Raw genomic sequence first — 15,858 nt, 5'->3', positions numbered from 1 at the left:
GCGTGCAACGCATGACCGTTCTCCGCGCCCCCTTCAGGGGGAGCTGGCCGGCCGCAGGCCGGACTGAGGGGGCTACAACCCGAAAGCGATCAGACCGTGAACTGCTTGCTCGCGGTCGCACCCGTCGTGGTCAGGTCGGAACCGGCCGCCTTGAGCGACGCGGTCGCCTTCACCTCATGCGAACCCGAAGCCAGCCCGTCGCCCAGACGCACCGACCACTTGCCGCCGTCCTTGACGACCGTCGTGTACGACTTGCCGTCCACCGACACCGCGACCTTCGCACCGGTCGCCGCATCGACCGTGCCGGACACGGACTGCGCGTCCGCGGCCGAAATCACCGGTTCGCCGACCTTGATGGTCAGGTTGAAGTTGTCGCCGAACATCTTCTCGGCGTTGTGGTCTCCGGCGATGAACGCGAAGCCGCCGGCCACCGCGTCCGGATCGTCGCGGTCGGCGCAGCTGTCCATGTTGCCGTAGGAGTCCATGCCGATCGCGTAGTGGCCGGAGACGATCGCGCCGCCGGAATCACCGGACAGCATGCATGCGTCGAACTGGAAGCCGGAGACCGACTTCATCACGCCTTCCGCGTTGATGCTTTCGCTCACATTCACGCGCTTGATGGTGCCGCAGGTCCAGCCGCTGGTGGAACCAGACTTGCACGCGGGCATGCCGACGATCACGTCGGAGCCGTCGTACACGTCGAGCGGCGTGCCGTCGTCCTGCGAGTACAGGCCCTCGCCCTTCGACTGGGAGGCGTCCTTGCCGTCGGCGCCCCAGGTGGAGACCTGCGGCAACGACTGGTAGGTGTTCTCGGACAGGTTGATGACGCCGGCGTCGTTCTCGTCGCCGACGTGGCCCTGCACGGCGCGGCCGACCACGTTGCGCGCGTCGTCGAGACCCCACTGGCGGTCGAGGTAGATGGTCGGGACCGGGAAGGTCATCGCCTTGATCTGCACGCCGGTGTCGATGCCTTCGACGCAGTGTCCGGCGGTGAGGTTCACGTTCTGGCCGAAGCCGTCGGTGCCGGCGAATCCGGCGGAACAACGCGCGTTGCCGCCCGACGTGGTCGTCACCATGTAGCCGGTGCCGCCGATGAAGTCGCCCGCGGCGAGACCGCCCGAGGTGAGTTTGAGGGACTTCTTCGCGTAGGACTTCACCGTGCCGTCCGTGTAGTCGGCGTAGTAGGTGCGGGAGGCGTCGGACGCCTGTTTCGCGGCGGCCTCACGTCCCAGCGGATCGGAGGTCGTCGCGTCGGCGCCGGCGGCGGACGCGCGTCGCGCCGTCGCCGCGTCGGACGCGATGACGTGCAGCGTGCCGTCGCCGTCGATCCATGACGCCTTCACGCCGCTCCCCAGCGACTTGACCGTCGCCGCCGCGGCGCGGCCGGCGTCGGCGAGCGCCAGATACTTCGCGCCGCTCATGTCGAGATCATGCGCGATGGCCGCGTTGAGACCGTCGCCGAGCGCGCCGGCCTGCGCCGTGTAGTCCGCGACGTTCGGCGCGCTGTATCGCACGACGCCGCTCATGTCGGCCGCGGAGCCGGTGGCCATCATCACGCCGGCCGCGGTGGCGAACGCCAGTCCGGCGGCGAGCGCGGCGACGCCCAGTTTCTTCGAACGCGACATCGTCGCGCGCGTTGCGTTCATCTTGTTCTCCTTATCCGAGTGTTCCATCACGCACGCTCCTTACGCGCCTTGGCGAGCATCGCGGCGCCGGCGAGGGTCAGCAGCGCGCCGACCGCGAGGAGGCTCACGGACGCGCCGGTCGAGGCCAGCGGCGATGCCGCGGCCGCGCCGGTGCCGGCGTTCGCGGCACCCGCGCCCGCACCGTCACCGGGCTGCGGCGTCGGCGCGCTCTTGGCGACGAGCGCGTCGATCGCGGCGGCGAGGTCGCGGTAGGCGGCGTCGACTTCCGGCTGCGTGGCGTCGGTCTTGGCGAGGACGGCCTTGGCCGCGGCGAGCGGCGAGGCGAGACCGGCCCAGGATTCCGCCGTGTACTTGGAGGAGTCCAGCGTCTCGGCCTTGGCAACGAGATCCTGCAGCTTGGTCTTGTCGGCCGTGCTGGGCTTGGCGGCGGCGACGAGCGCGTCGATCGCGGCGTTGAGGTCGCCCCACGCGGTGTTCACTTCGGCCTGGGTGGCGTTCTCCTTGGCGAGGACGGCCTTGGCTGCGGCGAGCGGGGCGGCGAGACCGGCCCAGGATTCCGCCGTGTAGTCGGATTCCTTGAGCGCGGCGGCCTTGTCGACGAGCCGCTTGAGCTCGGTCTTGTCGACGCCGGCCGGCTTGTTGTCGCCGGTGACGGCGAACGTGGCCTCGCCGTGGTGGTAGTCCTTGGTCTTCACCTGAACGGTCCATTCGCCGGACTGCGCGGTGTCGGTGGCGCGCTTGAGCGGGGCGGCGAGCTTGATGTCGCCGTCGGCGTCGGCCTGCAGCGTGGTGGCGATCACGGTGGTGCCGTCGGGCTCGGTGATGCGCACGTCGCCGTACTGGTAGGCGTCGAGGCCGGTGGCGCTCAGGTCGAGGCCGGTCTTGGCGAAGTCGGACTGGGTGAGCTTGTCGGCGGAGAGGGTCACGCCGATCGTGGCTTCGGGCGCGCGGTCGTCGGTCACGGTGAACGTGGCCTCCTGCTTCGGGTGGTCCGCGTCGTTGGTGTAGAAGGCGACCTTGTATTCGCCGGTCTGCGCGGTCTCCGGATCGTTGGCCTTGAACGTGCCCTCGTAGTTGCCGTTGGCGCCGAGCGTCATCGGGCTGGCGATGGCGGGCGTGCCGTTCGGCGTGGTGATGAGCAGGCTGCCGAGCTCGGAGGCGTTGAAGCCGCTGACGTCCAGCTTGAGGCCGTTCTTGTAGAGGTCGTAGGCGCTGATCGTGTTCGCGGAGACGGCGACCTTGCCGCGGGGCGCGGTCTTGGAGTCGTCGGTCACCTTGATGGCGATCTGGCTGTAGATGCGGCTCTTGGCGTAGTGGTCGGCCACGACGAGCGTGTACGTGCCGGGCACGAGCGCGTTGTTGTAGCCGCTGCGGCCGCCGAAGTTGTTCGGGGCCTTCCAGTAGCTGCCGTCGTCCACGTAGGTGCCGTCGCTACCGGTCAGGCCGCTGACGCCGGGCATCTGGGAGCCGTTCGGATTGATGATGTAGCTTTCCGTGTAGTCGCCGGGCACGTAGCCGGTGGCCTTGAACGTGATCGCGCCGTCGGCCAGCAGCTCGGACTGGGTCATCGTGGCGACGCCGTCCTTGACGTGCTTGGCGAATTCGCCGGTCGGCACGATCTTCGGGTCGATCGTGATGCTGGTGTCGTCGTAGACCTCGTAGCTGCCGGTCACGTAGCCGGACTTGGCGCCGACGACCTTGACCGCGTAGGTGCCGGGCTTGGCGGCGAGCGACGTGTCGTACAGCGGCGAGGAGTACTGGCCCTCGACCGGCTTCGGGTAGGTGGTGGGCAGCATCGTGTACGCCTGCTGGAATCCGGTGTCCGGATCGGTGAGGATGAACTCGACCTTCTCGTCCTTCTGCATGCCGTCGACGGTGAACTTCATGCCCTGCAGGCCGAGCGCGTACTGGGAGATGCGCTTCGGGTCGATGGTGAGCTTGACCGTGTCGGCGGCCTTCCTGTCCACCGCGTCGGCGAACGGGTCGTCGTTGGCGACGATGGTGAAGTCGACCTTCGCGGACCCGGATTCGGAGCCGACCGCGACCAGCTGGAACACGCCGGTCAGTCCGACGGAGGTGCGGGTGACGATGGCGTCGGAGACGGTGCCGTCGGCGGAGGCCTTGTAGTCGTCGATGGCCTGCGCATCGCCGAGGGACGTCACCGCGTAGATCTTCACCTCCTCGCCGGCCTTGAAGCCGGAGGCGGTGAACTTCATGCCGGTGAAGCGAATGTCGTATTGGGTGATTGTGCTGGATGCGGTCTCGATCTTCGCGGTGCCGGCGGCCAGCTCGGCCGGGTCGTCGGTGATCGTGTACCTGCCTTCGACGCTCGCGCCGCTCTTCATGCCGGTGAGCTTGACGGTGTAGTCGCCCTTGCGCGCGTAGTCGGCGTTCAGGTAGCTGATCGTGTTGATCCACTTGCCGTTCTTGTCGGCGTAGCCGGCGAAGTACTTGGTCATGTTGTACAGCGGGTCGCCGGGACCGGCCACCTCGTACGCGATGGCCTCGCCCGCGGCGAAGCCGGACGCGTGGATGGCGATGGCGCGGCGGTCGGACAGCTCCTTGTGCGTGACCGTCTGCGGGAACAGGGTCATGTCGGCCTTGGCAGCGGTTGCGGAGGCCGGAGCCGGGGCACTGTCTGCGGCGCCGGTGCCGGTGTCTGCCACGCCGTTCGCGGCAAACGCGTCGGCGTCGGAGGGCTTGGCGTCGGACGTGGACGCGGCCTCGTAGCGGAACATGTCGTTCAGCTTGACCGTGTCCGGCAGGGTCTTCGTGTTCTTGAGGTCCGGCGCGCCCTGCTGCGGCGTGGTAGCGGCCTTGAGCGCGTCGTCGCCGTTCGAGGACTGCACGGGGGCGGCCTGTCCGTCCGCGCCGGTGAGCGTGTAGTCGTCCTTGGCGGACTTGGCGGCGGTCTGCGACGTCACGGCCTGTGCCGTCGCGGCCTGCGTCTGGCCGGGTTGCGCGGTCTGGGCGATGGCCGTCATCGTCCCGGCGCCCAGGCTGGTCAGCCCGAGCACGACCGCGCACAGCCCGCCCAGGGCCTTGCGCGTGGTGGTGATGTTCATGATGTTCTCGACTCCCTTCCGAGTGACGCTTCGATCCTTCCCCGCCCGTTGCCGCGACTCCCCTTTCCTTGACTGCCAAGGTGCGCGCATCCAGGTTTCCCGATCAAAGTGGCCCCATGTTATGAAAAATTCTCGAAACGGAAGAACATCATGTTGCGCCGAAGTAAAAACAATCAAGGAACGGGGTTGCGCGGGCCGGTAGTTCCGGCCCGCGCAACCCCGTCATTCCAAGATGCCCGACGGCGCGCGAATTATGAAAGAAAATTTTTACAATCGCCTCCACGGTATGAAACCGCCGGCCGGGCACCCCCTCAGTCGCGCCCCGCGCGACAGCTCCCCCACATCCGTGGGGGAGCCAAGGAAACGGTCATGCGCTTCGCGCATGTCGATTTTCCTGCGCCCCCTTCAGGGGGAGCTGGCCGGCCGCAGACCGGACTGAGGGGGAAATCCTACGCACCCCTCACCCCTAGGGGGAGACGACGCTCGCCCCTCGATACGGAATCATGCACTATTCGCGTCGAGGGACAGGAAAACTTGCACCTCGACGCGGCTTATGGATGATTCTGCACCGAGGGGCGAGTTCCAAGGCCCCGACCCGTGAAGCCAATCAGCGGATCATCGGAAAATGGCCGTTTCTAGGGATGCGGTTACGTCGGACATCGGAAGCGCGTCACCCCTCGATACGAATAGGAGCCGATTGCGCACCGAGGGGCAAGGATTCCTGTCCCTCGATGCGCAATCACATGGAATCCGCGCCGAGGGGCATGCACGATCCGTCGGTCAGACCGTGAACTGCTTGCTCGCGGTCACGCCAATCGTGGTCAGGTCGGAACCAGCCGCCTTGAGCGACACGGTCGCCTTCGTCTCGTGCAATCCGTCAGCCTAATTAACATCAGGCTTTACAAACGAAACAAAAAATAACAGCAAAGACTACTCTCTACTTTTGCAACGACGACTCACAGCTCACCCAAATCCCATCAGACCTCATCGGAATCTTTGTCTACATATACACGCAATCTTATTTCGGCTTTGGATTTCGATTCCAGCATCAAACTTCTCCGTTTACCAAGATATGTAGCTCGAGTTTTGGGAAATACCCTTCCCCTGTTAAGCTTCAGAAAAAGGAACTGTGCGATTTGAATGATTGACATAACTACACCCAACAACCACATACACCACGATGGCGTTGCTTTATCAAAAGCATATTGAGAACATATAAACAAAGACACAGTCGCCACACAAAGCACGATATGGAATCCGACGTAAATTCTTTTCTGTATGCTTTCATTGGACAGAGCAGTAAGATACTCCTCAACAAGCAACTCCTGCCCAAGACCTTGAAGAATTAATGCACAAACCACAAAGCACGCCCATATCAACCAATTCATAATTGAAAGCGAATTATTTGCAAAAAATCGTATAACCATCGTGAAAATAAATGAAACAAATAGGCTTCCAAAAACAGTAGCGACAATCCACCAAAGTCTACTTCTATAAATACGACATGAAATTGCTTGTGAATTCGTTGACATATACCTCAATTCCTCATCAATTTCTTCAATACATTCATCCAATGTTTCAATCTCCTTGGAAATATCCTCAGACAGTCGGCTCAATCCATGCAGCTTCGTAAGGATTGCGAACGGCCCTAATGCAAGAACAACTCCGAAGAACTTACCCTTCTCGATAGTCATACAGGGCAATATCATCCCCAGCATCAGTGCCGCAAACAGCGTTGTTAGACGAAGCGCACGCGCCATAGCATGAAATCTAATCGTCTTCTCAAGACTATTATTCTCAATCACCAGACCAATCGCAATGCCAGCCGCCACTCCAAGTAACGCCAGAATAGATGAATAACCATCATCTCCAAACGATGGAGTTGCATAGTAGACGGATTTAAGAAATTCGCGAGGACCTTGCCCGAAACTTGATCGTCGTACTCCACAAGCTAAAGCGAGCACCAGCCCAATATACCCCGCAATAACAATTTCAGAAAGCCAAGTATCTGCCTCATATTTCATCCCTTGTCTCAGATTTACCCCGCCGGCCATCTGATTGGACTGTCTCACATTCTTCGCCCGTTTTGCTTGTTTCTTGAGCATTATCTTTTCCCGCCTACCTTCCGAGGAAGAACTAGAATCACCATTGCAAATCACCCTTGAATCATCTGACGACTGCCTGACTTTCCCCTCGAAATCTCCAACTTGCTCATTCCGCTTCATCTTCGCATTGATACTCAACCACCCAATGGTTGCACCAAGTAAAACGCATAATAGATTCTGATATTTATTTTTGCCCATCTGAACATCCTTCTTTATATCTTTTCTTGATATGTAGTATAGATACCTCCGATGAATGCCGTAGAGCAGAATCCACGAATGTCAGATTTACTCACCACACAGAACACAACTGTCCTTCACTGTCAAAATACCCCACCATTCTAATAGCGATGACGATGCGACAATCAGGAAAGAGGAATCCTTGTAATCGCCTTCAGCCAGCCGATAGCCCCTCGGTCGCGCTCATGCGACAGCTCCCACATCCGTGGGGAGCAAGAGAAACGGCCATGCGCTTCGCACCTGCCGACTTCTCGCACCCCCTCTAGGGGGAAGCGTGCTGGGCGGACTTCAAAAACACCTGAAAATCCTTACGGGAGGAGACTCTACAAGAGTCCGACCACAATCTATGTATGTCCGCGACAACAACCGATTGCGACCTCCACGTCAATGCTCGACTGGCCGTGGCGGATGACCTCTTTTCGAAACGGCTGCTGAATCATGGTTCGGAACCCGGTATGCTCGGCCCCGACTCGAAGACTTCCCGATTAGCGAGGAGAAAACGGATATGAGCGAGGGAAGGCAGCCGGCCGAAGCTCTGGCCGGAACATTGTCGAAAGTACTTCGGCAACGCGTTGAACACCAGCCGGGGTTCGACGGAACCCCAAAACAGCACGGAAACTTCCCGGTTACAGGAACGGTGAAAGTGCATCACAAAGATTCCAAGGAAACGGCGAAGCAACAATGCGAACGGCTCCGGGATGCCTGGAAGTTCACCGGATGGAAGCTCGTGCAAATGCGATGCATCACCATACCCGCGGGACTGATTTTTCTTGTGGCCTTGATCCTGTGTTTCGGATGGCCGGGATGGTTCCGGCCCGCATTCACGGTGTTCCCCTTGATCTCGATTCTCGTACTGGTCGCGCTATTGGCATTGGCCCCAGTAGTCGTCTGGTATTGTTCACGGAACACAATGTTCGCAGGCGGTCCCAGTTTCCTCATCGTTTACCGGGGCGAAGGCCGCGACACCAAAGGTAACCAAGGTAAGGGGCATGCCACGGAGATTGCTGTCTGTATCCGGGGAACCTGCACGGACGGGCACACTGTGATGTTCGACGACTTCACGTCGGCGAAACGCAACGGCGGAGGCATGCTGATTGCGGAGGAAATCATGCCCCTACTGTTTGACGAGGAGGAAACCACGGGAATTGCTACGATTGGATTCCACTGCCGCATCCCAAACCTGTACGACAAATACTGCGCATCCATGCAACGGGTCTTCGGCGACGTTCCCAAGCAGATAAGGAAGCCCGGCGAATGGAAACTAAGCACCAACCATCGGTTCGCTACATCACATGGCGAACCGATGCGGCCAATAACGAATCCTCCGACATTCACGTCCGACGCCGATGTCTCCGGCTGACCACCAGTCCTAGCCCGGTCATGCCGGCGGCGTAATCACGACGGGGATGATGAGGTCGGAGACGGGTGAGCCGATGGGGGCAGCCAGATTCGGCCTTTGTCGAGTTGATCTTCGTGATGGAGAGGCTGCCGCTTCTCAGAGCGGTCATCAGCCAGATTTTACCCGCCCTGTCGGAGAGCGCTGGATAACCGGAAGAAATGATGTTCGGTTTGAACCGCTGGTCGGAGGCCAGTTTCGACACTGACGTGCCGCAGAGGCAAATCTCTCCGTCGCGCACAGACCGCCGTTCGCATCCGTCCACCAGAAGTCACTACTCCAATTCGACATGTCGTTATCGCTTTGACGGGTGTTCGGGCACAGGACCAGTTATTTCTACGAAAAGATACACGGATTCCACTCAACAGCAGTTGGTGACCACGTTGTGATTGTCGAACGTGAATGGTCTGTGAGTGGGGTCGACGAGAAACGTGCCGGTCGGAATCATTTCCATCCCAGATGGATACTTCATGCCCCATGTTGGACATGCCACCGGGATTGGATGCGCCCACGCCCTATCCGGGATGATGGCCACGAACGGTATCATCATCGCAATCGCAGGGAGAATCAGGACGAAAATGAGGGCGGCTCTCTGACGGTCGAGCTGTCGGCCGGAGGCCGACTGGGGGGAGAGACAGCGGCCGTAGGCCGCAGGAAACGGAATCGGCCTTCGGCCGATGCGATACCCCCGCGGCCTGCGGCCGCTCCTCCTCTCTCCCTCCGTCATCGCTTCGCGATGACACCTCCCTCGTCAGAGGGAGGCGACAGGGCTCGTGACGGAAAAACGAGAATCGTGTTACAGGCTTGTAAAAACAATGAAAGATTCCGGCTGACGACCGGCATCGGAATCATCGTGCATGCCATGCGCGGCAACGGTTCCATGCGTATGTGAATTATGCAGGATTCATGCAAGAAAATCTTCAGAAACGTCCAGAAAAACGTCGTATCGCGGCAATCCGGCACAGCCCGGACAACGATGTGAAAGAAGCCTGAAAACGCTGAAACGGCAACGAAAACGATGCCGGCGGCGGGCCGCGGGCCACGGCATCGCCGCATGGCGGGCACCGTGTCACCAATCGGACGAACGGGCGACGGAAACAATCGCGTCCATACAATGCAGACGTTTATCGCGGGCGGTTCACGCACGCGCACGGGGGACTCGAAGCTGAATCACACGGGAGCGTCTCGACGCATCCGCGTTCCGCCATACCCCCGCGCGCGTTCGACGCATCCGGTCGCAGAACACCTGAAAAGGAGAGGTATGAAGCAACCCACATGGATGCGCTGGGCCGCCGCGGCGGCCTGCGCGGCGGTGGCCGCGGGGTCGTTCGTGGCCACCGCGTCGGCCGCACCGGCGACCGGCACCCCGCTGCAGTACGCCAACATCTCGTCGCGTCTCGCCGACGCGACCGGCACCAAGCTCGTGTTCATCCAGACCGTCGGCAAGAGCGGTCTGTCCGTCTACAGCAACAACGGCGGTTCGACCCGTGCACGCACGTCGATGAAGGCCGCCGCCAACGCGGCCGCCGAGCAGTCCGCCGCGACCGCCGACGACGTGTTCGCCCAGCTCAAGAAGCTTGACCCGAACGCCAAGCTCGTGTACACCACCTCGTACACCGTTCCGGGCGTCGCCGTCTACGCCGACGCCAACGCGCTGCGCACGCTCGCCGGGAATAACGGCGACGTCGTCAAGATCAGCCCGATCACGCTGAAGACCGCGACCACCGCCAGCACGGCGGACACCACCGCGGCCGGCACCAACGCGAACCCGGCCAACGCGAACAACGACGCGCTCGTGCGCGCCGTGAGCACGTGGACGCAGACCGGCAAGACCGGCAAGGGCGTCAACATCGCGATCATGGACACCGGTCTCGACTACACGCACGCCGACTTCGGCGGCCCCGGCACCACCGCGGCCTACGAGCAGGCGCTCGCTTCCACGACCGTGCCCGCCGGCCTCGCCGACACGAACAAGTTCCTCGGCGGCACCGATCTCGCCGGTTCCGACTACTACCCGAACGACAACGTGCACGTCACCCCGAACCCGGACGAGAACCCGATCGACGGCAAGGGCGGCCACCACGGCACCCACGTCGCCGGCACCGCCGCGGGCTACGGCGTGAAGGCCGACGGCACGAGCGCCAAGGACTCCGACTACACGAAGATCTCCGAAGCCGACGTGCGCGCGATGACCGTCGCCCCCGGCTCCGCGCCGCAGGCGGGCATCTACTCCGTCAAGGTGTTCGGCGACAACGGCGGCTCCACCGGTCTGGTGGGCGCCGGCCTCGACTGGGTCGCCAAGAACCTCGTCAACGCGCCCGAAGGCAAGAAGATCGACATCCTCTCCATGTCCCTCGGCGGCGGCTACGGCACCCCGGACGACCCGGACACCGCCAAGGTGAACGCACTCACCAAGCAGGGCGTGCTCTCCGTGGTCGCGGCCGGCAACGACGGCGACTTCACGGACATCATGGGCAGCCCGGCCACCGCGGCCAGCTCCCTCGCCGTGGCCGCCAGCCAGTCCGGCGGCACGCTGCAGGACTCCATCACCGCGACCGCCCCGAGCGACATCGCCGGCACCGCGCTGCCCGGCCAGTACTCGCAGAACTACACGAACCTCGAGGACTTCTCCGTGACCGGCAAGGTCGTGAAGGTCTCCGACCCGAACAACCTCAACGGCTGCGCCGCCTACTCCGACGCCGACGCGAAGGCCGTCAAGGGCAACATCGCGTGGGTCGAATGGGATGACGCGAACGTGGTCTGCGGCTCCGGCGCGCGCTTCAACAACGCCGAGAAGGCCGGCGCGAAGGCCATCATCTTCGCATCCCAGTCCAAGCTGCCGTCCGCCGGCATCGCCGGCAACGCCGGCATCCCCGGCTTCCAGGTCACCGCTCCGGGCGTGGAGAAGATCCAGTCCGCGCTCGACGCCGGCACGCTCGAGGTCAAGCTCTCCTCCGACCAGCGCATGAGCCTCAAGGTCGACTACTCCGCCGACTTCCAGGACACCGTGGCCGACTTCACCTCCCGCGGCATCCACGGCTCCGCCGACGGCACCGTCAAGCCCGACGTCTCCGCCCCCGGCGTGGGCATCGTCTCCGCGTCCGCCGGCACCGGCACCAAGCCGGAGGTCATGAGCGGCACCTCGATGGCAACCCCGCTCACCTCCGGCGTGGCCGCGCTGACCTTCCAGGCGCATCCGGGCTGGACCCCGGAGCAGGTCAAGGCCGCCGTGATGAACACCGCCGACCATGACGTGACGATCAGCAAGGGCGGTGCCGCGACGAGCCCGATCCGCTCCGGTACCGGCCGCATCGATGCTCTCGACGCGGTGAACAACCCGGTCACCGTCGCCGCCAGCGACGACCCGACAGCCGTCACCGGCCAGTTCGGCATCGTGCAGGTGCCCGCCGACGGCTACACCGCGACGAAGTCCTTCACCGTGACCAACTCCTCCGACAAGGCCGTGACCTACAACGTCGCCTACGTGCCGCGCACCGAGACCCCGGGCGTCACCTACACGGTCGACAAGTCCACGCTCGCCGTGCCCGCCAACGGCTCCGCCACGTTCAACGTGACGCTGAGCATCCCGGACCGCTCCGCGCTGCGCCACACGCGTGACACCACCCAGCCGGCGAAGAACCCGAGCCTCGCCACCCGTGACAGCAACTACGTGACCGATGCCAGCGGCATCGTGCGTCTCGCCCCGGCCGAGGGCTCCGACGCCGTGTTCTCCCCGCTGCGCGTGGCCGTCTCCTCCGCGCCGCGTCCGTCCGTCTCGACCAAGTCCTCGCTCGAATTCGCCAAGGATTCGAAGGAGGGCGCATTGAAGCTCTCCGGCGACGCCGGCTTCGCGCAGGGCGACGGCGAGGAGAATTACACCTCGCAGGTCGCTCCGATGCAGCTGCTCACCGAGGACCCGGCAGGTGACGAGGCCACGAGCGTCGACACCTCCCGTTCCGCGGCCGCCGGCGACATCCGCGCCGTCGGCTTCTCCTCCACCGCCCGTCAGCTGTCCGACCCGTCCGCCGGATACCTGACCATCGGCGTCCAGACCGACAAGACCTGGTCGCGTCTCGGCAACAACTTCATTCCCGAAGTGCTGCTGGATTCCAACGGCGACGGTCAGGTCGACGCCTTCGTCTCCATCAGCACCGCCGAGCCCATCTCCGGCAAGTCCACCGCGACCGACGCCGTGTGGGCCGAAACCTACGAGGTCGTCAACAACCAGATTGGCAATGTGATCGACTCCGAGCCGATTCCGGATTCCACCGTGGCCGACTCCAACATCGTGCTGCTGCCGGTGAAGCTCTCCGCGCTCGGTATCACGAAGGACACCAAGACCGCCAAGATGCAGGGCTACGTGCAGATCGAATCCTCCGCCGCCGCCAACGTGTCCACCACCGGCTCCGCCGTGTCCGACAAGAGCGACGTCTTCGCCTTCGACGCGCTGAACCCGTACCTGTGGTTCGGCGACGCCGGCCAGTCCGACTCCGGCACCGCGGTCTTCGCCGACAAGGGCGACACGAGCATCACCGCCCACCTCGGTGCCGGCCCGGAGGCCCCGAAGTCCAAGGCCCTCGTGCTGCACCTCAACGGCGTCGAGCCGGTCAAGTCCACCGACGAGACCGACAACATCGACATCGAGACGCCGTCCACCCCGGCTCCGAAGGTCGACAAGACCGAGCTGCAGAAGCTCGTCGACTCGGTGAAGGACACCCAGAAGGGCGACTACACCGACGACTCCTGGAACGCGTTCCAGAAGGCTCTCAAGGCCGCCGAGGACGTGCTCGCCAAGACCGACGCCACCCAGGCCGACGTCGACGGCGCGCTCAACGATCTTCAGACCGCCTTCGACGGCCTGAAGCACACCGAGGCCACCGTGGACAAGACCAAGCTGCAGGCTCTGGTCGATCAGGTGAAGGACACCCAGAAGGGCGACTACACCGATGACTCCTGGAACGCGTTCACCAAGGCCCTCAAGGCCGCGCAGGACGTGCTCGCGAACAAGGACGCCACCCAGCCCGAAGTCGAGACCGCCTACAGCGATCTGAAGACCGCCTTCGACGGTCTGACGGAGTCCGAGCAGCCCAAGCCCGAACCCAAGCCGGAGCCGTCCGCGCCTGCTGACAAGTCCGACAAGAAGGACCAGCAAGGCGGTAAGGCGGCCGCCAAGGGCGGTCTGTCCTCGACCGGTTCCGCCGTCGCCGCGGTCATGACGCTCGCCGCCATCGCCGCCGCCGCCGGCATCGGCCTGACGGTCTGGCGCAAGCGCCGGGCCTAAGTTCCCCTAGGCCCCCTCTGACGAGGGGGCTCCCGGCGGAGCCGGGTGGGGGAGAGACAGGAGCGGCCGTAGACCGCGGGAGATAAGGCATCGGCCGAAGGCCGATTCGATTTCCTCGCGGCCTACGGCCGCTCTTTTTCTCTCCCTCCGTCATCGCTTCGCGATGACACCTCCCTCGTCAGAGGGAGGCCGGCCAGCGAGAGGCCAGTCAACGAGAGGGGGCCGACAACGGGACTACTTCGCACAAAATATGACAAAAATTAACACAACATCCATGTCGCGCGTCGAAACCGTGGCACAATAGGAACCATGGTAGCAAACAATGCGGGCAAGCCCGCCACCCCAGAAGATCTGATCAACGTCGATGAGGTCATCGGCAAGTACTATGACCTCGTCCCCGACCCGTCCGTTCCGGAACAGCGTGTCATCTTCGGCACCTCCGGCCACCGCGGATCGTCCCTGAAGACCTCGTTCAACGAGGCCCACATCGTCGCCATCTCCCAGGCCATCGCCGAATACCGCAAGAAGGCCGGCGTCACCGGCCCGCTGTACCTCGGCTCCGACACGCACGCGCTGTCCGGCCCGGCCAAGAAGACCGCGATCGAGGTGCTCGTCGCCAACGGCGTGCACGTGCGCATCGACTCCCGCGACGACTTCGTCCCCACCCCAGTCGTCTCCCAGGCGATCCTGACCCACAACCGCGCCGCCGACGGCACCCAGCGCTTCACCGGTGAAGGCCTGGCCGACGGCATCGTCGTCACCCCGTCCCACAACCCGCCGACCGACGGCGGCTTCAAGTACGATCCCGTCACCGGCGGCCCCGCCCCGGCCGACGTGACCAACGCGATCGCCGCCCGCGCCAACGAGCTGCTCGGCGACTACAAGAACGTCAAGCGCGTGCCCTACGAGGAAGCCGTCAAGTCCGAGTACGTCGAGGGCTTCGACTTCCGCGAGCACTACGTGGCCGACCTCGGCAACGTCATCGACTTCGACGTGATCCGCAACTCCGGCGTGCGTCTCGGCATCGACCCGCTGGGCGGCGCGTCCGTCAACTACTGGCCGCTCATCAACGAGAAGTACGGCCTGAACATCGGCGTGGTCCGCCCGGAGGTCGATCCGACCTGGCGCTTCATGACGATCGACCACGATGGCAAGATCCGCATGGACCCGTCCTCGCCGTACGCGATGAAGGGCCTCGTCGACCAGCTCAACGCCGGCGCGTGGGACAAGTACGATCTCGTCGGCGGCACCGACCCGGACGCCGACCGTCACGGCATCGTCTGCCCGAACTGGGGCGTGATGAACCCGAACCACTACATCGCCGTGTGCGTCGAGTACCTGTTCGGCGGCAACCGTCCGGACTGGCCGAAGGGCGCCGCCGTCGGCAAGACGCTCGTCTCCTCCTCCCTGATCGACCGCGTCGCCGCGTCGATCAACGCGAAGGTCATCGAGGTTCCGGTCGGCTTCAAGTGGTTCGTCGACCCGCTGTTCTCCGGCGAAGTCGCGTTCGGCGGCGAGGAGAGCTCCGGCATGAGCTTCCTGCGCCGCGACGGCCGCGTGTGGACCACCGACAAGGATGGTCTCATCCCCGACCTGCTGGCCGCCGAGATCACCGCGAAGACCGGCAAGAACCCGGCCGAGCTCCACAAGGACCAGGTGGCCCGCTTCGGCGAGTCCTGGTACAAGCGCGTCGACACCCCGACCACGCTCGAGCAGAAGCAGAAGTTCGCCTCCCTGTCCGGCGACGACGTGACCGCCACGCAGCTCGCCGGCGAGGACATCACCGCCAAGCTGACCGAGGCGCCGGGCAATCACGCCAAGATCGGCGGCCTCAAGGTCACCACGAAGGACAACTGGTTCGCCGCCCGTCCTTCCGGCACCGAGAACATCTACAAGGTGTACGCCGAGTCCTTCGAGAGCCCCGAAGCCCTCGACAAGGTGCTCGCGGAAGCCTCCGAGGTCGTCGACAAGGCCCTCGGCGAGTGATGTCCTCATTCTCGGCTCCCTCTGATGAGGGAGCTGGCGCGGCGTAGCCGCGACTGAGGGAGAGTATGTGGAGCGGCCGTAGGCCGCGGGAGATGCGGTATCGACCGAAGGTCGATACCGCATCTCCCGCGGCCTACGGCCG

6 protein-coding genes are annotated in these 15,858 nt (G+C 63.5%); 3 read left to right on the top strand and 3 right to left on the bottom strand.

Annotation, left to right across the window (positions count from 1 at the left end; all coding sequences use genetic code 11):
* Positions 1-89: 89 nt before the first annotated feature.
* From AC1AYN_RS00030 to AC1AYN_RS00020, 3 genes are all read right to left on the bottom strand, one after another.
* The gene (locus tag AC1AYN_RS00030) at positions 90-1,673 is read right to left on the bottom strand and encodes a hypothetical protein (RefSeq protein WP_476531332.1); all 1,584 of its coding nucleotides are present in this window, start codon (positions 1,671-1,673) and stop codon (positions 90-92) included.
* A complete protein-coding gene (locus AC1AYN_RS00025) occupies positions 1,673-4,711 on the bottom strand; it encodes a hypothetical protein (protein ID WP_476531330.1) in 3,039 nt (1,012 codons plus the stop codon). Before AC1AYN_RS00025 ends, AC1AYN_RS00030 begins: the two co-directional genes overlap by 1 nt.
* Positions 4,712-5,688: 977 nt before the next feature.
* A complete protein-coding gene (locus tag AC1AYN_RS00020) occupies positions 5,689-7,014 on the bottom strand; it encodes a hypothetical protein (RefSeq protein WP_476531329.1) in 1,326 nt (441 codons plus the stop codon).
* 544 nt (positions 7,015-7,558) lie between these two features.
* Between AC1AYN_RS00020 and AC1AYN_RS00015 the strand changes: the two genes are divergently transcribed.
* From AC1AYN_RS00015 to pgm, 3 genes are all read left to right on the top strand, one after another.
* Positions 7,559-8,413, top strand: a complete 855-nt coding sequence (locus tag AC1AYN_RS00015; protein WP_476531328.1) for a hypothetical protein — start codon at positions 7,559-7,561, stop codon at positions 8,411-8,413.
* A 1,297-nt stretch (positions 8,414-9,710) separates the two neighbouring features.
* Entirely contained in the window at positions 9,711-13,730 is a 4,020-nt protein-coding gene (locus tag AC1AYN_RS00010; protein WP_476531327.1) for a S8 family serine peptidase, read from the top strand.
* Positions 13,731-14,039: 309 nt separating this feature from the next.
* The gene (gene pgm / locus AC1AYN_RS00005) at positions 14,040-15,716 is read left to right on the top strand and encodes a phosphoglucomutase (alpha-D-glucose-1,6-bisphosphate-dependent) (protein WP_476531326.1); all 1,677 of its coding nucleotides are present in this window, start codon (positions 14,040-14,042) and stop codon (positions 15,714-15,716) included.
* Positions 15,717-15,858: the final 142 nt, after the last annotated feature.

The organism is Bifidobacterium sp. LH_413, from assembly GCF_056357015.1.
Note: the sequence above shows the minus strand (reverse complement) of the source record. Positions and strands in the feature narration are given on the sequence as shown.

What these genes read in the sequence shown, in the direction of transcription:
- AC1AYN_RS00030 (WP_476531332.1), bottom strand. Translation starts at nt 1,673, where the DNA reads ATGGAACACTCGGATAAGGAGAACAAGATGAACGCAACGCGCGCGACG.
- AC1AYN_RS00025 (WP_476531330.1), bottom strand. Translation starts at nt 4,711, where the DNA reads ATGAACATCACCACCACGCGCAAGGCCCTGGGCGGGCTGTGCGCGGTC.
- AC1AYN_RS00020 (WP_476531329.1), bottom strand. Translation starts at nt 7,014, where the DNA reads ATGGGCAAAAATAAATATCAGAATCTATTATGCGTTTTACTTGGTGCA.
- AC1AYN_RS00015 (WP_476531328.1), top strand. Translation starts at nt 7,559, where the DNA reads ATGAGCGAGGGAAGGCAGCCGGCCGAAGCTCTGGCCGGAACATTGTCG.
- AC1AYN_RS00010 (WP_476531327.1), top strand. Translation starts at nt 9,711, where the DNA reads ATGAAGCAACCCACATGGATGCGCTGGGCCGCCGCGGCGGCCTGCGCG.
- pgm (WP_476531326.1), top strand. Translation starts at nt 14,040, where the DNA reads ATGGTAGCAAACAATGCGGGCAAGCCCGCCACCCCAGAAGATCTGATC.